This is a genomic window from Neisseria musculi (assembly GCF_014297595.2).
In the GTDB taxonomy this organism is placed as follows: Bacteria; Pseudomonadota; Gammaproteobacteria; order Burkholderiales; family Neisseriaceae; genus Neisseria; species Neisseria musculi.
Genome location: NZ_CP060414.2, coordinates 2,909,454 through 2,928,409 on the forward strand (window position 1 = coordinate 2,909,454; position 18,956 = coordinate 2,928,409).

Genomic DNA, 18,956 nt, shown 5'->3' on the forward strand with positions numbered 1-18,956 from the left:
CTTTCGCTTGGAGCAGCATCGTAATGGTAAGAAAAGGGCAATCAACCGAGTTTGGTCAGCAGTTTGCCTAACAGATGTTGCAGTTGGGCGTAATCTTCATTGGTAAAGTCTTCCCAAGCCTCACTGCTCCTGCTGGAAATCTGCGGCCAGATTTTTTGGATAAAGGCTTCACCTTCAGCAGTTAATTTTAACACGATTTGGCGGCGGTCTTGCTGGTTGATGTGGCGTTCTACCCAGCCGCGCTCCACCATTTCATCGGAAAGGCGGGTGGCGCTGGTGCGGGTTAGATCCATCAGATCGCTCAGGCGCGAAGGCAGGATTTCGCTGTTGGGGCTCACATAAACCGCCATCATGGCAAACCACAGGTTCTCGTTGATGCCGAATTCTTTCAAGCTGTCGTTCAGATGGCTGCTCAGGCGTTCTGTAACAACGCGCAGCAGGCGGCCGGATTGGGTTTGCTGTTCGGAAAACTCAGGCAGGCGCCCGGATAATAATCTGAGCGCATTAACCAGTTCTGCTTGTGAAAAACTCATTATATTTCTCTTCTCAAATGATGTTGGCAGTTAAATAATTTTGATAAATGCAGTTATCTGCTTTTAAATTTCTATAAAATTGCCGTTTTCTACATAAAACCGGCAATTTTTAATTCGGTTGGAAATATTTTATATATTATTGTTTATAGTTTCTTAAAAAACAGATAATCGGTTTGTCTTTCTTACAAGCGGATTGCTGTTGTCATAAAAGTGCTCTGCATAACCTAAATGGGGCGGGAAACCAACCGTTTGTCTGCAAACCTAAGTGATATTTGAAATTTTTTAGTGGGGCTGCCGAGAGGCAGTTTGTTTTGCTTTTTTAGAGTGGGTTGGTTATGCATAGTTCGGTGGAAAACATATCTTTACGCATTATGCATTTATAAAAAGCAGACGGAATTTTAAAAATTTTTAAATTCAATAAATTGACTGGGATTATGGGGCAGATAATGAAAAAACGGATTTCGAAATTTCTGTTTTATAAACTATTTTTAACAGTTCTGCCGGGCGTTTCTGCTTGCCGGCAATACACATTCTGCTCTTTTGTATTAAAATGCGGGGTTTACGTTGTGGTTCGCGATCTCCCACATTAAAAAACTAAGGAACTTTCATTTATGACCCGCAGTAGCAACGAACTGCACGGCCTTACTTTGCTGGGCAGCGGAAGTGTTTCGTATCTTACCGAATATGCGCCCGAAGTTTTGGAGGCATTCGACAACAAACACCAAGGCAATGATTATTTTGTCAAATTTATCTGCCCTGAGTTTACCAGTTTGTGCCCGATGACCGGTCAGCCGGATTTTGCCACCATCTATATACGTTATATTCCCGCTGAAAAAATGGTGGAAAGCAAATCGCTCAAGCTTTATTTGTTCAGCTTCCGCAACCACGGTGATTTTCACGAAGATTGTGTCAATATCATTATGAAAGATTTGATTGCGTTGATACAGCCGAAGTATATCGAGGTTTGCGGTGAATTTACGCCGCGCGGCGGAATTGCTATCCATCCGTTTGCCAACTACGGCCGTTCCGGCACCGAGTTTGAGCAGTTGGCCAAAACCCGCCTGTTTGCCCGTGATGCACACGCGTGAATGCGTGCAGCGGCGTTTCTGCATCTAACCGGCAATGTCTGAATACTGATTCATACCGATTAAAAATCAACAACTGCCTGCTTGAGGATTCGGTAGGAAGGCCGCCTGAAAAAAGCAGCGTGCCGCCGAAGCCCCTGTTTGGGAAACGAGAGAGTGATGGTTTATCGATTTAATGCTGCGCAATTGCGAAAGGCCTTGGTTTGGCTTGCTTTTTTTCATATTTTGATTATTGCAGCCAGCAATTATCTGGTGCAGTTTCCGTTTGAAGTGTTCGGATTCCACACCACCTGGGGGGCATTTACGTTTCCGTTTATTTTCCTGGCTACCGATTTAACCGTGCGCATTTTCGGCCGACATCTTGCCCGCCGGATTATTTTTTGGGTGATGCTGCCGGCGTTGGTGTTGTCGTATGCAGTATCGGTGCTGTTTCACGAAGGCGGCTGGACCGGTTGGGCTGCATTGGCTTCGTTCAACGGATTTGTCGGCCGCATCGCATCGGCCAGTTTTGCCGCGTATGCGCTCGGGCAGCTGCTGGATATTTTCGTATTCAATAAATTGCGCCGCTTGAAATCCTGGTGGATTGCACCCACAGCCTCGACATTTTTGGGTAATGCGCTGGATACGTTGGTTTTCTTCGGTGTGGCATTCTATGCCGGCAGTGATGTGTTTATGGCGGCTAACTGGCAGGAAATCGCTTTTATTGATTATTTGTTCAAACTTGTTATCTGCACGCTGTTTTTCTTGCCGGCTTACGGTATTTTGTTGAATATGCTGGAAAAAAAGTTAACTGCGCTCAAGCTGCAAGACAATCTGGCGGAGATGGCGGCCCAAGAGCCTTGATGGTATGACCGGTCTGTTTAAAAAATAACCTGCCGATTTCCTTGCTGTGTGCCTGTGTTGTTTACGGCCCGCCGGTTCGTGCTGATTTGGAATCAGATTGGTTTTTTTACGGATTGGCTGCGGTCGGTTGGATTTCATTTTTTATGCGGATACAGTATGGCGAAAGGCCGTCTGAAATTTTCAGACGGCCTTTGATGTTTTGAATGCAAAGATTGGTGGTTTCAGGTGGTGGCCCCGCCGACAGGAATCGAACCTGTATCTTACGCTTAGGAGGCATATGTTCTATCCGTTGAACTACGGCGGGCTTTCAAGCAGAAACGGGAAGGGTTAAGGTTAAGAAACCCTTGCCAGCGACTCTTGGGCCAGCGCACGCATGGCCAGGGTGGCTTCGTTGTCGGGAAGGGCGTTTAAACAGGCCACGGCTTGTCCGACCGCTTTTGCGGCTTCGGCGGCAGCATAGCCCAGCGCATCGGAGTTTTTCACATAGCCGTAGATTTTTTCGAAATCACTGCGGTCTGCATTTTGCAGCGCGGTGCGCACATCGGCGGCTACTGTTTCGCTGCCTTGCTGCATCAGATAAATCAGCGGCAGCGTGGGTTTGCCTTCGGCCAAGTCATCACCGACATTTTTGCCGATTTCATCGGGCCGTCCCGAATAATCCAACACATCATCAATAATTTGAAAGGCGGTGCCGACATATCTGCCGTAATCTTTCAATGCCTGTTCCTGCTCGGGCGTTGCGCCGGCCAAAATTGCGCCGACTTGTGCGGCGGCTTCGAACAGCTTGGCGGTTTTATACTGGATAACCTGCACATATTCGGCCTCGGTGATATGGGTGTTGCCGATGTTCATCAGCTGCATCACTTCGCCTTCGGCAATGATATTGGTGGCATCGGCCATCACTTCGAGAATCTTCATGCTGCCGGAACCGACCATCAGTTGGAAGGCTCGGGTGTAGAGAAAGTCGCCGACCAATACGGCTGCGGCATTGCCAAACAGGTTGTTGGCGGTTTTACGGCCGCGGCGCAGCCCGCTCTCATCTACCACATCATCATGCAGTAGTGTGGATGTGTGGATGAATTCCACCATGGCGGCCAGCGAATATAGTTTTTCTCTATCGTAACCCAAGGATTTTCCTGCCAGAATCGTGATAATCGGGCGGAGCCGTTTGCCGCCGGCGCTGATGATGTAGGTGCCGATTTGCGAAATCAGCGCCACTTCAGACTGTATGGCCTGATTGATGACCGCGTTGACTTTGGCAAGGTCATCGTTAAGGTGGCGTTGGAAATAGGGCAGGTTTTCGAGCATGGCGTTTACGGGTTCGGTTGGTGAAAACAAAAAGGCAGGCGAAAGAAATTATGCAGCCTGCTATTATAGCAGCAATCATACCCGCACGCACCGCTGCCGTATATTCCGCCGTATATTTCAGACTGTTTTCAGATGCCCGGGCCGGGGGATGCAAATAAACTTTGACAAAACAGTCGAATAAACATAAAATTCTCGGCTTCGCGCATGGTGCGCGGATATTAACCAAAACCCTTAAATGGAGTTGAGTATGTACGCGGTCATAAAAACCGGCGGTAAACAATATAAAGTTACCGTTGGCCAAAAATTGAAAGTAGAACAGATACCTGCCGAACTCGACAGCCAAATCGAACTGAATGAAGTTTTGATGATTGCTGACGGCGAATCTGTAAAAGTGGGTGCGCCCTTTATCGAAGGCGCGAAAGTAACCGCCAAAGTGGTAGCCCACGGACGTGGCGAGAAAATACGCATTTTCAAAATGCGCCGCCGCAAACACTACCAAAAACGCCAAGGACACCGCCAGAATTTCACCCAAATCGAAATCGTGGCAATCGCTTAATTAATCAGGAGTAAGTAATATGGCAACTAAAAAAGCCGGCGGCAGCTCTAAAAACGGTCGCGATTCAGAAGCCAAACGTCTGGGGGTGAAAGCCTACGGCAACGAACTGATTCCTGCCGGTTCCATCATCATCCGCCAGCGCGGCACTAAGTTCCATGCCGGTGAAAATGTGGGTATGGGCAAAGACCACACTCTGTTTGCCAAAGTGGACGGCTATGTGGAATTTAAAACCAAAGGCGCGCTGAACCGTAAAACCGTAAGCGTACGCCCCTATACCGGTGCTGACGAATAAACGGTTCATCTTTCCACACCACATTCAAAAAGCCGCACATTCTAGCCTATGCTTGTAATGTGCGGCTTTGTATTGATTGTTGCGGGCAGGAGACGCCAGTTGTACTGCGGGATACGGTAAATCCACTTTATTTTTGTTGCAGCCTTGCAGCACCCCGAGCGTGAGAGAGCGCTTTTGTTAAACCACCCAAGCGGCCGGCTGTCTGTAGTGCCTGCGGTTTGATGCCGGGTATCGAGAATAAAGCGAATCTGCTATGGCGTAGAATATGTGCTTCAGACGGCCTGATTGGGGTTCCGTCAAGTGCCGCCGGCCGGTTGTTTTGCAGCTAAATTGCTTTTGAAACAAAAAGACAGCTAAAACAAGTTTGGTTATAAGGGGCGGAACATTTTCTATGGCTGCCACGGTTTGGGCAGAAGCTCCCGCTCTTATAGGCCGTCTGAAACCGCAGCAGTAAGTTTCAAGCTGTTTTTCAAGTTGTTTTTGATTGTTTGAAATCGGGCGGTTTCCGGTATCGACATGGCGAACCCACTTGCGAATCATAACAGCGTTAGTTTGCTTGGCACCCGCTGCGGTTTGCTGTTTTATATTTATTTGGGCGGATTGGCTTTATCGGGCCGTCTGAAAGGTTTTTTCAGACGGCCTGTAGTTTCCCGATACCGGGCAGCAGGCGCTACAGACAAGACCGGCCTTGCCGGCCGCTTGGGTGGTTTAATAAAAGCGCTCTCTCACGCTCGGGGTGCGGGGCTGCAGCAAAAATAAAGCGGGTTCCGCTATAGCACGGCGGCTGCCTGATCTTCCTGAAGCATCGCGCCGCCTGTTTGTGTCGATACGGCATAACTTTGGTCGGCGGTATTGACCGGTGCGGTTTCGGATGTGTCGATACCCAGTTTGCCCAAATTCACCGGTCGGGCAGTGTCTAACAATTCGGTGCCGCCGGTTTGCGGTGTGTTTGCGCTGCGTATGGCTGCATTGCTATGGAAAACGATGTTTTCGGTGGCGGCCCGGCTGACGGTGGTGGTGCCTATATCTGCAAAGGCACTTTCATCGGACTCGGCTTCAATGGGAAATGCCCTGGCTGACAGGGTTACTTTTTTGAGGGCTGCGATTGATGCGGGGGTGGCGCCGTTGTTGCCCGCTATACCGGCTGCTTCGCTGTGAATATTGGAAATAACGCGCAAGGTGTTGATTTGCTCTGTTTTCAGCCAGTCGCCGTTTTCAAAGGCTTTGGATGAGTCGGTATCGAAAGTGTTGTCGGCAACGGTGAGCTTGCCTTTATGGCTTTTGCTGGTGCCGGTTGCACGGACAACCGGCTGCGAGGGCGGTCCGCCGCTTACGTTGAATGTGTTGCCGGTTACCGACACGGTGGCGGCATTGCTTTCAACGGTTACGGCTTTGGTGGCGCCTTCGGCCTGGCTTATTTTCAGGGTGTTGTTATTAACGGCAACGCTGCCGTTGAGGCGGTCGGCATTTTGTTTTTCTTCGATATAAATCGGTGCGGCAGTTGTTTTTTTTACCGACATGTTATTGCCGATAATGCGGATATTTCCGCTTCCGGGACCGGCTTCCACGGCTGCGGTATGGGAGTTGTCTGATTTGCCGAATATGCTGATGAGGTTGTCGGCCGAAGAGCCGGCTAGTTTGTTATTGGAAATATTTAATGTGTAGCTGACATCTTTTTCATTGTTGCGGGCCTCGATGGCGCGGGTGATGCCCAAGCCGTCTGTGAGGTTGTTAATGGTATTGTTGCTGATGTTGAACACACCGGCTTTGGGGTTGATGAATTTTTGCCAGTCTTGGCCTTTGTTTTCTAATTTGATGCCCCGGTAGCCGATATAGTCGCTGCCGGCATTGGGAATACCGGTGTTGTCGTCTCTGGTGAGGCGGAAAGAAGGGTCTTGTGTGATGGTGTTGTTTTGGATGGTAACTTTATCCATGCTGAACTGACGGTTTTCTACGGAGATGCCATACATACGGTCGCCGTTTAATGTGTTGTTTTTGATAACGATATTATTGCCGTCGTGTGAATCTATGCCTTTGCGGTAGTTGTGGTTGGTGGTGTTGCCGGTGATGGTGGCCCCGTTGTTGTAGCTGCCGGCCATCAGTGAAATACCGTAGCCTGTGCCGCCGTCTTTTTCATGGCCGTTCCATGCAAAGGTGTTGTTTTCAGCGGTGAAATTTTTTTGAAATGCTACCATCACGCCGGAAACGCGGTTGTGGTGCAGGTTGCTGTCGATAATTTTATTATTGTCGCCGGTGGGCAGTTGCGCAGCAGTGATTTTGCCGTTTGTCAGGTTGTCTTTTGCACCGCTGGATATGGCGCTGGTCGAGGTAAACAATACGCCGGCACGGTTGGCACCGGATACTTCTACTCTGCTGATCAGGGTATGGTCGGCATCGTTGACGACAATGCCGCTGATTTTGCCGAAGTAGCTTTGTCCGGTGCGGTAAAAATCGGTGGCGGCAGTGTGTTTGTATTGCACGGAAAGGTCGGAAACAAATTTACCGTTTTGCCCGTTAATCCAAATGCCGGCTTTTTCCGGTTCGGTAGCATTGCTGTTGGGATTATGCACGCCGGTTTGTTTGTGTGTGAACAGGATTTTGGTTTTACCCATGCCGTCGCCGAAAATGCCGGTTACGTTTCTTGTGGCAGCGTTGATTTCGATGGCTCCGCTGATGGTGATGGTGCCGGTTAAATATAGTGCCGCTTTTTCTTTGTGGGCGGCGGCCAATGCGGCTTTAACCGCATCGTTATAGGTGTTGGTTGCGGTTTTGAAGTGGCGGATATCAATGTATTTTCCATGCTTCGCGTGTGTTCGCACAACATAATTTGCCATAAATGGTTATCTCCTGATTAAATAGGTGATTGATGCCAAAGGTATATTAAAGCGGGAAAGTATATGGGGTTTTCACACGCTGAAAAAGGGGGCGTTCGGCATGGTTGCCGGCAACACCGGCTTTTGTAATATTTATTTTGATATTTTTAACAAAATTAACCTGCAAAAATAGAGAAGATTTTTTTGTTTTTCTAAAAATTTTAAGCAATAGCTTAACGGCATATCAAAATATGCCTCATGGTTGGTAAAGTTGTTGCGGTTGTCGGTCTGAATGTTATTTTTAGTTAAATTTTTATTTTTAAAACGCACGTCCAATATGATTCGGAATTTCTATTTAGAATAGGCCGCATCCGATCGGAGAGGCCGTCTGAAAGCTTTCTTGCGATGATGCCGACCAAGCCGGAACGTATCCTGATTATCAAATTGCGCCACCACGGCGATGTGTTATTAACCACGCCGGTGGCCGACCGCATCAAACAGGCTTATCCCGATTGCGCCATCGATATGCTGGTGTATCGGGAAACCGCCGATATTTTGCGCGACAACCGCCAAATCAACCGTATTCTCACCATCGACCGGCAATGGAAGAAGCTGGGTTTGCGCCAACGGCTGGCATGTGAGCGGGCGTTGTGGGGCAGCTTGAAAGCACAGCGTTATGATTGGGTGTTCAATCTTTCCGACCAATGGCGTGCGGCAGCAGTGGCCAAGTTGTGCGGCAAACGCAGCGGCAGTTTGCGCTACAGCAAGCGCGACAATGTGTTATGGCGGTTTTGCCACAGCGTGTTGAGCGAAGATTTAAAACACGAACACCATATTGTCGAACACCATCTTGCCGTGCTCCGTCCGTTGCAGCTGGCCGGCGGCTATTGCCCGCGTGTGCGTATGGAAATTGCTCCCGACACGCGCCGCAGTTTGCAGGGTAAGCTGCAGAACCGGGGCTGGCAGGGCGAACCTTATGTGTTGGCGCACCCGGGGTCGCGCTGGGCGTTTAAGTGCTGGGAAAACGATAAAACCGCCCAATTGCTGCAACGTTTGCTCGAGAGCGGCCGCCATTTGGTGCTGACTGCTGCGCCCGACAGCGGCGAGCAGGCTATGCTGGCAGACATCGCCGGCCGTCTGAAAGCACCAAAGGGCATGCATATATGGATTTTGTCGGGCTGCCTGAATCTGCGCGAGCTGGCGGCGGCAATCGATGGTGCCGGGCTGTTTATCGGTGTGGATTCGGTGCCCATGCACATGGCGGCCGCGTTGGACAAGCCCCAGGTGGCGCTGTTCGGCCCGAGCTGGGTGAGCCGTTGGCGGCCTTATTCGGCGCGTGCCGAAGTGGTGTGGGCGGGCGATTTCGGCAGCCTGCCCCACCCCGACAGCATTAACAGCAACGATACCGCCCGCCTGCTGGGCGCGATTCCGGTTGATGCCGTGTGGCAGGCGGTGCAGAAACAGTTGGCAGGGTGAGATGCCGGCAGAGACCGCCCGGGCAGGGGGGCGGCAAAAATATTTTCAGGCCGTCTGAAAGCCGTTTCAGACGGCCTGTGTCATTGTCCGAACCCTTGTAACCAAAACCGCGCCAAACTTGCAAACATTGGTTTTGGGCGATAACGGCCTTTTTCAAAATGATGCAGGCGGGGCATTGCAAAAATACTCTCAGGCCGTCTGAAAGGCCTGCAATGAGTATTTCCACAATACTGTGATTCCCGCGCAGGTGAGGGGATAGAAACTTGAAGTGTCGGTTAAAAAGTGCCCACATGCCGAACATTTGGATTTCCGTTTATGCGGAAATGGCGGCAAATAAACTTCTTGCGGTGTTTTGCATTTTACAAAGATTTCAGGTGGAGAAACCCTGGCCTTTACAATCTTTCAGGCCGTCTGAAAGCCGTTTCAGACGGCCTGAGGTGCCGGGAAAGGTCGGGCTGCCGGCATTTTTGATGCCCGGCGGTTTTGGTTTCTGCTGAAACGGTGGTTTGGCGGTTGCTGCGTATGCTCCGAAACCGCATGGCTTGGCGGTGCTTTCCGGCATTTCCGGCAACTTTAAAAAAATCAAAACAGGTATTCGGGCGGAAAACGGGCAGTATAAACAACGCTGCGATTTGCTGCATTTCAGGCCGTCTGAAAACAAAAATCTGGGCATATCAAACAGGTTTCAGCATGGCAGCGCGGCAGGGTCAGTCTGCGCGGAAAGTGTCGTGGCAGGCTTTGCAGCTTCGGCCTACCTCGCCGAACGGTTTTTTGACATCATCCAGTTTGCCGGAAGCGGCGGCGGTTTTCAACGCAGCAGCGGCAGTGGTGAATGTTTCAACGGCCTGTTTGAATTCATCGGGTTTGCTCCACACTTCGGGTTTGGCTTCCGATTCTTCGTTGGCACTTTCGGGGGTGTAGTGCTCCCACGGTTTGTCGGCATTGGCGGCGAGGCTGTCGGCTGCGGCCTGGAAGGCGGCGGCATCATACGGGGTTTCGCCTTTTACCATTTTGCCCATGGTGCCGACATCTTCTTTAAATGATTTCATCAGCTTTTCGCGCTCTTTTACCGCTTCTTCGGGGCTTAAAGCCGAAGCGGCTGCCTGGGCTGTTTCGGGTGCCGGTGCGGCAGAAGCGGCGCTGCTGTTTTGTCCGCCGCAGGCGGCCAGCAGGGAAAGGGCGGCAAGGGTGCCGAGGATAAGCACGGTTTTTTTCATGGTTGTGTCCTTAGAGTGGTTGGTGGTTATCACGGCCTTGCGGCCGCTGTTTTGCGGATAGGGTAAACCCGCTTCATTTCCGTTGCGGCGGCGCGCTTTGCCTACTGCTTGCTGCTGCCCGATACCGAAAATGAAGCACGCCCGCTGTGGCGGATGCACGGGTTTCGGTGTCGGAAAAGCAGGTTTATTATACGGCAGGCCGTCTGAAAGTTTGACCGGTTTTATTCAGACGGCCGAATCGGCATCTTAAACGCGATATTGTCTGCCAAAAAGCATTCAATTGCGTATAATCGCGTATATTTACAGATATTTACATCAAAACAGTGAAAGGTTTGACCTATGAAAGAGCAAGCGGTAAACGGCCGTCCGCATTGGCGCGGGCGGTTGCGGGCGATGGGCCCGGGCATCATGATGGCTTCGGCGGCGGTGGGTGGTTCGCACATTATCGCCTCCACCCAGGCCGGCGCACTCTACGGTTGGCAGCTGGCGTTGATTATTGTGCTGGCCAATCTGTTTAAATACCCGTTTTTCCGTTTCGGCCCGCAATACACGCTCGAAACGGGCAAGAGCCTGCTCGAAGGTTATGCCGAAAAAAGCCGCGTGTATTTATGGGTGTTTTTTGTGCTGAACCTGTGTGCCACGGTGATTAACACGGCAGCGGTGAGTATGTTGTGTGCCGCGATTCTGAGCTTTGTGCTGCCGGGCGAATGGTCGATGAACGCACTTTCGGCTGCGGTGTTGGCCTCTGCCGTGCTGCTGTTGCTGGTGGGGCCTTACCGCACGGTGGACGGTATGTCGAAAATCATTATGATCAGCCTCACCCTCACTACGGTGGCGGCGGTGGCGGTGGCCGCCGGCAAAGGTGCGCAGATGCAGCCGGGCTTTATCGAGCCCAGCCCGTGGAATCTCGGCGCGCTGGCGTTTATCGTGGCACTGATGGGTTGGATGCCGGCACCGATCGAGATTTCGGCCATCAACTCGATGTGGGTATCCGCCAAGCGCAAGCTGGAAAAAGTGAGCTATGAAGACGGCCTGTTCGATTTCAACGTGGGCTACATCAGCACCGCCGTTTTGGCGGTGGTGTTTCTCGCTTTGGGCGCGCTGGTGCAATACGGCACGGGAACCGAAGTGAAAATGGCAGGCGGAGCCTATATCGGCCAATTGATTGATATGTATGCGCAAACCATCGGCGAATGGTCGCGCTGGCTGGTGGCGTTTATTGCGTTTGCCTGTATGTACGGCACCACGATTACGGTGATTGACGGCTATTCGCGCACCAATATGGAATCGCTGCGGCTGATTTTGCGCCATCCGCAAAGAGAGCGCAGCAACCGCATCTTGGCCGTGTGGATTATTTTTGCCGCCGCTTCCGGCCTGTGTGTGATGCTGTTTTTCAAAGGCGCGGTATTGGCGATGCTGAAGTTTGCAATGATTGCTTCGTTTGTGAGCACGCCGGTTTTTGCTTATTTAAACCTGGCACTGGTGCGCAAGGGCAAACACAGGCTGCAACCGTGGCTGATGTGGCTGGCCTGGATCGGTTTATTGTATTTAAGCGGCTTTACGGTGTTGTTTTTGCTCAATCAAAGCGGGATGATTGCTTAGGCGTGCCGTCAGAAGGTTTGTAAAGCGGATTTTTGGAAAAAATCCGCAGATAACAAAAGCGCGGCAAGATTGGACATCTTGCGCGCATTTTTTAAGCAGATGCAGACCTTACCAAAAATACTGCCGCAACGCTTGCCGGCGGATATGCCCTAAACGGGCGGCAGCGGCAGATAAACATCAAACCGCGTGCTTTTGCCCGTGTATTGATAGGCGGGCGGCTGGTGGTTGAGAAATTCCCCCAGGCGCGGACGTTTGACGACAATGCGCTTTTTTGCGGTGGCGCGGGCGGCAGCAAGCAGCGCCCCTTCGTTTTGCGCCGCGCCCACCAGGCTGTGAAAATAAGCCATTTCTTTTTTGACGGCGGCGGTTTTGCGGCTTTCGGGATACATCGGGTCGAGATAAACCACATCGGGGCGGCCTTCGGCGGCGGCCAGTTGGGGCAGCAGCGTGCAGGTATCGCCGAAATGCAGGGTGATGCGTTTGGCAACGGCGGCAGTATCGGGGCATTCGAGCGCACGGCGCAGGCCGTCTGAAAGCAGGGCGGCAACGGCGGAGTTTTGCTCGAACACATACACGCGCAGCCCCAGCGAAGCCAATACGAAAGCATCACGCCCCAAGCCGCCGGTGCCGTCCCAAACGGTGGGGGCGGCGGTGTGGTTTACCGCTTTGGCGATCAGTTCGCTGCCGCCTTTGGTACGGCGGTATTGCGCCGCCCCGCCGGCGAAGTCTGCCCGCACACGCCCTTTTTCGCCTGCGCGGCACAACGAAAGGCCGTCTGAATCGGCCAGCAGATATTCGCCCTGCCGGGGTTGGCGGCTGCATACGGTTAAGCCGAAGCGGCCGATCAGGCTGAGTGCGGCTTCGGCGGCGGTTTCGGTGGAGTAAACGGGAATCATGGTGTTTCAGACGGCCTGAGAGATGGGTTTGCTGTGTGTCATAAGGGTCAAAAGGAAGCAGGATAAAAGAGCGGTTTGTACGGCAGGATACTGTAGGGAATCTGCTTCGTCTGCGCGGGGTGTTGCGCCTTGCCATGATAGTGGATTTCTTTTATTTTTGTGTGGCGGCGTTGCTGCACTTCGGCTCGAAGAAAACGATGTGCAGGCCGCCCGAGCCAACAGAGCCGGTTTCGGATTGTCTGTTTGATGGGTACTGCCGGCGGTTGGCTGCCTTGTGCTGGGAATAAGGTGAATACACTGTATCACTAATCTGTTTCCCAATCATGCGGTGCCGGCCCGTTTTGTGGTGTTGCGTGTATTACTGCCGCCCGCCGCCTTGAATCCGCTTCATTTCCGCCACAGGGTGCTGCACCATATTGCCTCGCCTTGCTGTTTTGTATCCAAAATGAAGCGGTTTCATGGTGATGCGGCGGATTGAGCTATACAGGTTCTGTAAAGGCTCAGGCCGTCTGAAAGCGCGGGCAGGGCCGGTTTGCGTTTTCAGACGGCCTGAGCCTTTGCAGAACCTTCAAAAAACACGGCAAGAAATATCTGCCGTTATTTTTATGCGGGCAGGAATCCAAACGCTTGGCACTGCTATGGGTTAAGGCAATGCTTCAATAGGTTCATTCGGATTCCGGCCGGTGCGCAAACGATGGAATTGCTGTTTTTCAGACGGCATGAAGCTGTTTTTGCAAAGGCTGAGGCCGCTTACTTTGCCGAAGGCGGTTAAGCATCGATATTCTGCGCAATCAGGGCGTTGTTTTCGATAAACGCCCGGCGCGGTTCGACTTCGTCTCCCATCAGGGTAACAAACACTTCATCGGCGGCGATAGCGTCTTCGATGCGCACTTTCAGCAGGCGGCGCACGGCGGGATCCATAGTGGTTTCCCACAGCTGCTCGGGGTTCATCTCGCCCAATCCTTTATAGCGTTGGATGCTCATGCCTTTTTGTGCATTTTGCAGCAGAATCTCAAGAGCGTCTTCAAAGCTGTTGATACCGTATTCGTTGTCGCCTTTATACAGTTTGGCGTTTTTGCCCACTAAGCCGTTGAGCTGCGCGGCGGCCTGGCTGAGGGTTTGGTAGGACTTGCCGTTTAAAAACTTCGGCTCGATATAGCTCACCGCGACGTTGCCGTGCAGTTTGCGGGTGATTTTGATGAAGTGGCTGCCTTCGCTGCCTTCGATGCGCTCCAGCGCCACTTCTTTTCCGTCAAGCAGCGGCATCAGCGCGGCGATGGCGGCATCGGCAGCGGCGGCATCGGACAAACTCACGGGCCCGGCATACAGCATGGCGTGCAGCACCGAATCGTCAATCATACGGCTTTCCTGCGCGATGGCGGTTTTGGCCAGCATAAACTGCCTGGCGGCCTGCTCGAGCTCGGTGCCTTCGATGGTGCGGCCGTCTGAAACGATTTTGGCTTTGTCTAAGGCCAAACCCAAGAGCCATTGGTCTTTTTCAAACTCGTCTTTCAGATAGCGCTCCTGCTTGCCGTGTTTGGCTTTGTAGAGCGGCGGCTGGGCGATATAGACATAGCCGCGTTCAATCAGCTCGGGCATCTGGCGGTAGAAAAAGGTGAGCAGCAGGGTACGGATATGGGCACCGTCCACATCGGCATCGGTCATGATGATGATGCGGTGGTAGCGCAGCTTTTCAGGGTTGAACTCTTCTTTGCCGATGCCTGCGCCCAGCGCGGTAATCAGGGTGGCGACTTCCTGGCTGGCGAGCATTTTTTCGAAGCGGGCTTTTTCCACGTTGAGGATTTTGCCTTTCAGGGGCAGAATCGCTTGGAATTTGCGGTCGCGCCCCTGTTTGGCCGAGCCGCCGGCCGAATCGCCCTCAACGAGGTAAAGCTCGGATAGAGCAGGGTCTTTCTCTTGGCAGTCGGCCAGTTTGCCCGGCAGGCCCAAGCCGTCCATCACGCCTTTGCGGCGGGTGATTTCGCGGGCTTTGCGGGCGGCTTCGCGGGCGCGGGCGGCATCAACGATTTTGCCGCAGATGGTTTTGGCTTCGGCGGGGTTTTCTTCGAGAAAGTCGGTCAGCGCCCGGCCGATCACTTCGTTTACCACGGGGCCGATTTCGCCGGAAACCAGTTTGTCTTTGGTCTGCGAAGAGAATTTGGGGTCGGGCAGTTTGACGGAAAGCACGCAGGTCAAGCCTTCGCGCATATCATCGCCGCCGGTGTCCACTTTGGCTTTTTTGGCGATTTCGTTGGCTTCGATGTAGTGGTTGATGGTGCGCGTCATCACTTGGCGCAGGGCGGTGAGATGGGTGCCGCCATCGCGCTGGGGAATGTTGTTGGTGAAGCACTGCACCGATTCTTGGTAGCTGTCGTTCCACTGCATCGCCACTTCCACGCCCATGCCGTCTTTTTCGCCGCCGGCATAAAACACTTTTTCGTGCAGCGGGGTTTTCTTGCGGTTCATGTATTGCACGAAACCGGCCACGCCGCCGGCAAAGGCGAAGTCTTCCTCTTTGCCGTCACGCATATCGGTGAGTTTGATGCCCACGCCGTTGTTGAGAAACGAGAGTTCGCGGATGCGTTTGGCGAGAATGTCGAAATGGTATTCGATATTGCCGAAGGTTTCTTCGCCGGCCATAAATTGAACCCTGGTGCCGGTTTTGCCTTCGGGCGCACCGCCCACCACTTTCAGCGGTTCAACGGCCGCACCGCGCCTGAATTCGACAAAATGCTCTTTGCCATCGCGCCAGATGGTCAGGCGCAGCCAGTCGGAGAGGGCGTTTACCACCGATACGCCCACGCCGTGCAGGCCGCCGGAGATTTTGTAGCTGTTGTTGTCGAATTTGCCGCCGGCATGGAGAATGGTCATAATCACTTCGGCGGCAGAGCGGCCTTCTTTGGGGTGGATGCCGGTGGGAATGCCGCGGCCGTTGTCTTCGATGGTGATGGAGTTGTCGGCGTTAATGGCAACGGTGATTTGGTTGCAGTGGCCGGCCAGTGCTTCATCGATGGCATTGTCGAGCACTTCGAAAACCATGTGGTGCAGGCCGGAGCCGTCCTGCGTGTCGCCGATATACATGCCGGGGCGTTTGCGCACGGCATCCAGGCCTTCGAGCACCTGTATGCTCTCGGCACCGTATTCTTCTTGATTGCTCATAGGGTGTTTCCTGCTGATTGGAATGGGGCAGGCCGTTTGAAAAGCGGGTGTCCAAACGGCAAAACAATGGGCGCATTATACCTGATTGCGTAAGCGTTTTCAGCGGTTTCGCAGGCCGGGAGGAAAAAGGAAAAGGCCGTCTGAAATCTGTTTCAGACGGCCTCGGTTTATGCATTTGGCGGTGTTTTATTTACCGGCATCCAATATTTCACCCGCTTTGCGCTGCTGCTCGATTTTGCGGTTGATATACCACTGCTGCGCGATGGTGAGAATATTGTTTACCACCCAGTAAAGCACCAGGCCGGCGGGAAAGAAGAAAAACATCACCGAGAAAATCATGGGCATGATTTTCATCATTTTGGCCTGCATCGGGTCGGTGGGCGGCGGGTTTAAATAGGTTTGGGCAAACATGGTGGCAGCCATGATAACCGGCAGGATAAACCACGGGTCGGGGCGGCTCAGGTCGGTAATCCAGCCCAGCCACGGTGCCTGGCGCAGTTCCACCGAAGAGAAAATCGCCCAATACAAACCGATAAACACCGGAATTTGCAGCAGCATCGGCAGGCAGCCGCCGAGCGGGTTGATTTTTTCGTCTTTATACATCTGCATCATAGCCTGCTGCATGGCCATGCGGTCATCGCCGTATTTCTCTTTCAACGCCTGCAGGCGCGGGGCAACGGCGCGCATTTTTGCCATCGAGCGGTAAGAGGCGTTGGTGAGCGGGTAGAGAACGGCTTTCACGATAATGGTGAGCAGCACGATGGCCCAGCCCCAGTTGCCGACAAAGTCGTGCAGTTTGTTGAGCAGCCAAAACAGCGGTGAGGCGAAGATGTGTACTTTGCCGTAGTCTTTTGCAAGTTGCAGATTGTCGGCCACTTTGCTGATCATGCTGGTGGTTTGCGGGCCGGCATATAAATCGATGCCTGCACCGAGCTTGCCGCCCGCAGGCACGGCGGCCAAGGGCACGCGTACGGCGGCGGAATAGAGGGTGTCGCTGCGGCGTTTCAAATCGATTTGGCAGGCACCGGCGGCGCAGACGGTTTGGCCGTCTTTGGGCTGCAGAATCCAGGTGGCCATGAAGTAGTGCTGAATCATGCCCAGCCAGCCGCTGTCGGTTTTGCGCACATATTCGGCTTGGTCTTTGCCGGAATGGTAGTCATCGTCCAAATCGCCGAACGGCACTTTTTCAAACTCGCCGGCAGGGGTGTAAACCACCGGGCCGGCATAGGTTTGGTTGAAATAACCTTCGCCTTCGGGCTTGCTGCTGTCGCGCAGCAGGCGGTAAACGGCATCAAGCTTCACCGGCGCGCCGCCCGAGTTGGTTACATCGTAACGCATATTGATGACGTAGCTGCCTTGGGTGAAGGTATAGACTTTGTCGATTTTCAAACCGGCAGTTTCCGGCGCGCTCAGGCGCACTTCGGCTTTATCTCCGTTGAGGGTGTATTGTTTCTGCGCGGCGGTGAAGGTGAGGCCTTTCAACACGTTTTGGCCGTCTGAATTCAATAATTCGGATTGGGCGATATAGGTGTGGGCTTTGCTGTCGTTAAACAGCACGAAATCTTTGCTTTCATCGCTGCTGGCGTTGTATTTCAACAGGGTCAGGCCGCGCAGGTTGCCGGTTTTTTCATCGATAACGGCTTTAACCGTGTCGGTGGTTACGGTAACCGGCACGGTGGGCGTGAGTGCGGCAGCAGGGCCTGTCTGCTGCGCGGCGCTTTGCTGTGCGGTTTGTGCAGCCTGTTGTCGGGCCGGGTCGGGTTTGGGCGTGGGGAAAATCTGCTCCCAGCCAAACAGAATCGCCGCAGCCACGGCGAAAAAAACCATTAATCGTTTGAAGTCCATAGAATCTTCCTGGTGATACTTGTAGGGTGGGGCAAAAAAACTGCCGCCGCAGCCCGTACATCAGCCCGTTTGCCGCAGCGGCCCGGGAAAGCAGACGGTCTGTCGGGCCGTAATGCCCGGCGGCAGTTTCAGACGGCTTTGTTTTCAGACGGCATTATATAGAACAGTATGCGGGTGGTGGAAAAATATGCCGGCTTCGGCAGGCCGTCTGAAATGCGTTGGTGTTTGCGGGGCGTATAAAACAGGTGCTAAGGCACGGGATCGCAGCCGCTGCCGCCCCACGGATGACAGCGGGCGATACGTTTGAGTGCCAGACAGCCGCCTTTGAGCGCACCGTGTTTTTTCACTGCCTCCAAGGCATATTGCGAGCAGGTGGGCGTGAAACGGCAGCGGGGCGGAATCAGCGGGCTGACGGCGTATCGGTAAAACCGTATCAGCCACAGCAGCAGTTTGGCGGCCATCAGGATATTCTGCGCATCAGTTGTGCCAGCTGCAGGCGGGCTTCGGCGGCGGTTTCACGGTTGAAAGGGCGGCGTATGCGCACGACAAAGTCGTTGGGCGGCAATGTTTCTTTATGGCAGCGGAACCATTCGCGCACCACCCGTTTCATATAGTTGCGCGCATGCGCGCGTTTGGCGGTTTTTTTGCTGACCACCAAGCCCAAACGGGCGTGGTTCAAACCGTTGCCGGTCAGGTAGAAAATCTGTATGAGTGCCGAACCCTGCTGTTTTTTAAACGCAAAAACGGATGAAAAGTCATCCGTTTTCAGCAGGCGGTAACGTTTGGCGAAGCCCCGGCTCAAAATTATACGCTCAAACGCTTGCGGCCTTTGGCGCGGCGTGCAGCCAAAACGGCACGGCCGCCGCGGGTTTTGGAGCGGACCAGAAAACCGTGGGTGCGTTTGCGTTTGGTTACTGAGGGTTGGTAAGTGCGTTTCATGTCTGTTTCCTAAGTGGCAGAAAATCAAACTGCGGATTACACCTTAAATTTAGGGTTTTGTCAATTAATAAAACAGCTTGTGCAAACGGTTGCCCGCTTTGCGTTGTGCGCCGGCTGCCGTTTGGCTGCGGCTGTTTCAGACGGCCGGTCGTGCTGTTGCGAACCATGTTTGAGAGTGTTCTTTGACTGCTGCTGCCGATGGCGGTTGTGGATAATTTTCGGTATAATCTTCCGAATCTTTGCAATGATGCAACAGGCCGTCTGAAAAACAACGGCCTACTGTTTTTAATCTGTTGATTGGAAAGTGTTCTGTTTGCGGCTCTGTGCGGTGCAGCATCGGCGGGGCACTTTCACATTATTTGTTTTGTATAAAAAACGCTAATCAGGCACCT

General features: G+C 52.9%; 17 protein-coding genes, 1 tRNA gene and 1 riboswitch. Of the genes, 6 read left to right on the forward strand and 12 right to left on the reverse strand.

Annotation, left to right across the window (positions count from 1 at the left end; all coding sequences use genetic code 11):
* Positions 1 to 41: 41 nt before the first annotated feature.
* Positions 42 to 533, reverse strand: coding sequence for a MarR family winged helix-turn-helix transcriptional regulator (locus H7A79_RS14995; protein WP_135034673.1), 492 nt, complete (start codon positions 531 to 533; stop codon positions 42 to 44).
* A 560-nt stretch (positions 534 to 1,093) separates the two neighbouring features.
* Positions 1,094 to 1,137, forward strand: a riboswitch (PreQ1 riboswitch).
* A 7-nt stretch (positions 1,138 to 1,144) separates the two neighbouring features.
* Here H7A79_RS14995 and queF point away from each other — a divergent pair.
* Positions 1,145 to 1,621 (forward strand): preQ(1) synthase, encoded by a 477-nt coding sequence (queF, locus tag H7A79_RS15000; protein WP_187000671.1) that lies wholly within the window; start codon positions 1,145 to 1,147, stop codon positions 1,619 to 1,621.
* 156 nt (positions 1,622 to 1,777) lie between these two features.
* Positions 1,778 to 2,461 (forward strand): 7-cyano-7-deazaguanine/7-aminomethyl-7-deazaguanine transporter, encoded by a 684-nt coding sequence (locus H7A79_RS15005; RefSeq protein ID WP_187000672.1) that lies wholly within the window; start codon positions 1,778 to 1,780, stop codon positions 2,459 to 2,461.
* A 229-nt stretch (positions 2,462 to 2,690) separates the two neighbouring features.
* Here H7A79_RS15005 and H7A79_RS15010 read toward each other — a convergent pair.
* Together H7A79_RS15010 and H7A79_RS15015 are read right to left on the reverse strand one after the other, a co-directional pair.
* Positions 2,691 to 2,765, reverse strand: a tRNA-Arg gene (locus H7A79_RS15010).
* A 29-nt stretch (positions 2,766 to 2,794) separates the two neighbouring features.
* Positions 2,795 to 3,769 carry a polyprenyl synthetase family protein gene (locus tag H7A79_RS15015; RefSeq protein WP_187001753.1) on the reverse strand — a complete coding sequence of 325 codons (975 nt, stop codon included), beginning with the start codon at positions 3,767 to 3,769 and terminating at the stop codon, positions 2,795 to 2,797.
* 247 nt (positions 3,770 to 4,016) lie between these two features.
* On the opposite strand from H7A79_RS15015, the gene rplU reads away from it, so the two are divergent.
* Complete coding sequence (gene rplU / locus H7A79_RS15020) at positions 4,017 to 4,325, forward strand: 50S ribosomal protein L21 (RefSeq protein WP_135037701.1); 309 nt, start codon at positions 4,017 to 4,019, stop codon at positions 4,323 to 4,325.
* Between the two features lie 19 nt (positions 4,326 to 4,344).
* On the forward strand, positions 4,345 to 4,617 hold the full coding sequence (gene rpmA / locus H7A79_RS15025; protein WP_085365403.1) for a 50S ribosomal protein L27: 273 nt from the start codon (positions 4,345 to 4,347) through the stop codon (positions 4,615 to 4,617).
* Between the two features lie 770 nt (positions 4,618 to 5,387).
* On the opposite strand, the gene H7A79_RS15030 is transcribed toward rpmA, so the two are convergent.
* Entirely contained in the window at positions 5,388 to 7,451 is a 2,064-nt protein-coding gene (locus H7A79_RS15030; RefSeq protein WP_187000673.1) for a right-handed parallel beta-helix repeat-containing protein, read from the reverse strand.
* Positions 7,452 to 7,835: 384 nt separating this feature from the next.
* Here H7A79_RS15030 and rfaQ point away from each other — a divergent pair, with 384 nt between their 5' ends.
* A complete protein-coding gene (gene rfaQ / locus H7A79_RS15035; protein WP_187000674.1) occupies positions 7,836 to 8,906 on the forward strand; it encodes a putative lipopolysaccharide heptosyltransferase III in 1,071 nt (356 codons plus the stop codon).
* A 370-nt stretch (positions 8,907 to 9,276) separates the two neighbouring features.
* On the opposite strand, the gene H7A79_RS15040 is transcribed toward rfaQ, so the two are convergent.
* The gene (locus H7A79_RS15040; protein ID WP_187000675.1) at positions 9,277 to 9,468 is read right to left on the reverse strand and encodes a hypothetical protein; all 192 of its coding nucleotides are present in this window, start codon (positions 9,466 to 9,468) and stop codon (positions 9,277 to 9,279) included.
* A gap of 145 nt (positions 9,469 to 9,613) precedes the next feature.
* Positions 9,614 to 10,123, reverse strand: coding sequence for a c-type cytochrome (locus H7A79_RS15045; RefSeq protein WP_187000676.1), 510 nt, complete (start codon positions 10,121 to 10,123; stop codon positions 9,614 to 9,616).
* Positions 10,124 to 10,462: 339 nt separating this feature from the next.
* Here H7A79_RS15045 and H7A79_RS15050 point away from each other — a divergent pair, with 339 nt between their 5' ends.
* The gene (locus H7A79_RS15050; RefSeq protein ID WP_187000677.1) at positions 10,463 to 11,725 is read left to right on the forward strand and encodes an NRAMP family divalent metal transporter; all 1,263 of its coding nucleotides are present in this window, start codon (positions 10,463 to 10,465) and stop codon (positions 11,723 to 11,725) included.
* Positions 11,726 to 11,874: 149 nt separating this feature from the next.
* Here H7A79_RS15050 and H7A79_RS15055 read toward each other — a convergent pair whose 3' ends face one another.
* The 6 genes from H7A79_RS15055 to rpmH form a co-directional block, all read right to left on the reverse strand.
* Entirely contained in the window at positions 11,875 to 12,621 is a 747-nt protein-coding gene (locus tag H7A79_RS15055; protein WP_187000678.1) for a class I SAM-dependent methyltransferase, read from the reverse strand.
* Positions 12,622 to 13,389: 768 nt separating this feature from the next.
* Positions 13,390 to 15,780, reverse strand: coding sequence for a DNA topoisomerase (ATP-hydrolyzing) subunit B (gene gyrB, locus H7A79_RS15060; protein ID WP_187000679.1), 2,391 nt, complete (start codon positions 15,778 to 15,780; stop codon positions 13,390 to 13,392).
* A gap of 186 nt (positions 15,781 to 15,966) precedes the next feature.
* Positions 15,967 to 17,625: a membrane protein insertase YidC gene (yidC, locus tag H7A79_RS15065; protein ID WP_187000680.1), complete on the reverse strand. Its 1,659-nt coding sequence runs from the start codon at positions 17,623 to 17,625 to the stop codon at positions 15,967 to 15,969.
* Positions 17,626 to 17,873: 248 nt separating this feature from the next.
* Positions 17,874 to 18,086 (reverse strand): membrane protein insertion efficiency factor YidD, encoded by a 213-nt coding sequence (yidD, locus tag H7A79_RS15070; RefSeq protein ID WP_214646389.1) that lies wholly within the window; start codon positions 18,084 to 18,086, stop codon positions 17,874 to 17,876.
* Entirely contained in the window at positions 18,086 to 18,427 is a 342-nt protein-coding gene (gene rnpA, locus H7A79_RS15075) for a ribonuclease P protein component (protein ID WP_135036570.1), read from the reverse strand. The genes yidD and rnpA overlap by 1 nt, the downstream gene beginning before the upstream one ends.
* A gap of 2 nt (positions 18,428 to 18,429) precedes the next feature.
* Positions 18,430 to 18,564, reverse strand: coding sequence for a 50S ribosomal protein L34 (gene rpmH / locus H7A79_RS15080; protein WP_135036567.1), 135 nt, complete (start codon positions 18,562 to 18,564; stop codon positions 18,430 to 18,432).
* Positions 18,565 to 18,956: the final 392 nt, after the last annotated feature.

Coding starts and splice junctions, on each gene's coding strand:
- H7A79_RS14995 (WP_135034673.1), bottom strand. CDS start 533: ATGAGTTTTTCACAAGCAGAACTGGTTAATGCGCTCAGATTATTATCC.
- queF (WP_187000671.1), top strand. CDS start 1,145: ATGACCCGCAGTAGCAACGAACTGCACGGCCTTACTTTGCTGGGCAGC.
- H7A79_RS15005 (WP_187000672.1), top strand. CDS start 1,778: ATGGTTTATCGATTTAATGCTGCGCAATTGCGAAAGGCCTTGGTTTGG.
- H7A79_RS15015 (WP_187001753.1), bottom strand. CDS start 3,769: ATGCTCGAAAACCTGCCCTATTTCCAACGCCACCTTAACGATGACCTT.
- rplU (WP_135037701.1), top strand. CDS start 4,017: ATGTACGCGGTCATAAAAACCGGCGGTAAACAATATAAAGTTACCGTT.
- rpmA (WP_085365403.1), top strand. CDS start 4,345: ATGGCAACTAAAAAAGCCGGCGGCAGCTCTAAAAACGGTCGCGATTCA.
- H7A79_RS15030 (WP_187000673.1), bottom strand. CDS start 7,451: ATGGCAAATTATGTTGTGCGAACACACGCGAAGCATGGAAAATACATT.
- rfaQ (WP_187000674.1), top strand. CDS start 7,836: ATGATGCCGACCAAGCCGGAACGTATCCTGATTATCAAATTGCGCCAC.
- H7A79_RS15040 (WP_187000675.1), bottom strand. CDS start 9,468: ATGCCGGAAAGCACCGCCAAGCCATGCGGTTTCGGAGCATACGCAGCA.
- H7A79_RS15045 (WP_187000676.1), bottom strand. CDS start 10,123: ATGAAAAAAACCGTGCTTATCCTCGGCACCCTTGCCGCCCTTTCCCTG.
- H7A79_RS15050 (WP_187000677.1), top strand. CDS start 10,463: ATGAAAGAGCAAGCGGTAAACGGCCGTCCGCATTGGCGCGGGCGGTTG.
- H7A79_RS15055 (WP_187000678.1), bottom strand. CDS start 12,621: ATGATTCCCGTTTACTCCACCGAAACCGCCGCCGAAGCCGCACTCAGC.
- gyrB (WP_187000679.1), bottom strand. CDS start 15,780: ATGAGCAATCAAGAAGAATACGGTGCCGAGAGCATACAGGTGCTCGAA.
- yidC (WP_187000680.1), bottom strand. CDS start 17,625: ATGGACTTCAAACGATTAATGGTTTTTTTCGCCGTGGCTGCGGCGATT.
- yidD (WP_214646389.1), bottom strand. CDS start 18,086: ATGGCCGCCAAACTGCTGCTGTGGCTGATACGGTTTTACCGATACGCC.
- rpmH (WP_135036567.1), bottom strand. CDS start 18,564: ATGAAACGCACTTACCAACCCTCAGTAACCAAACGCAAACGCACCCAC.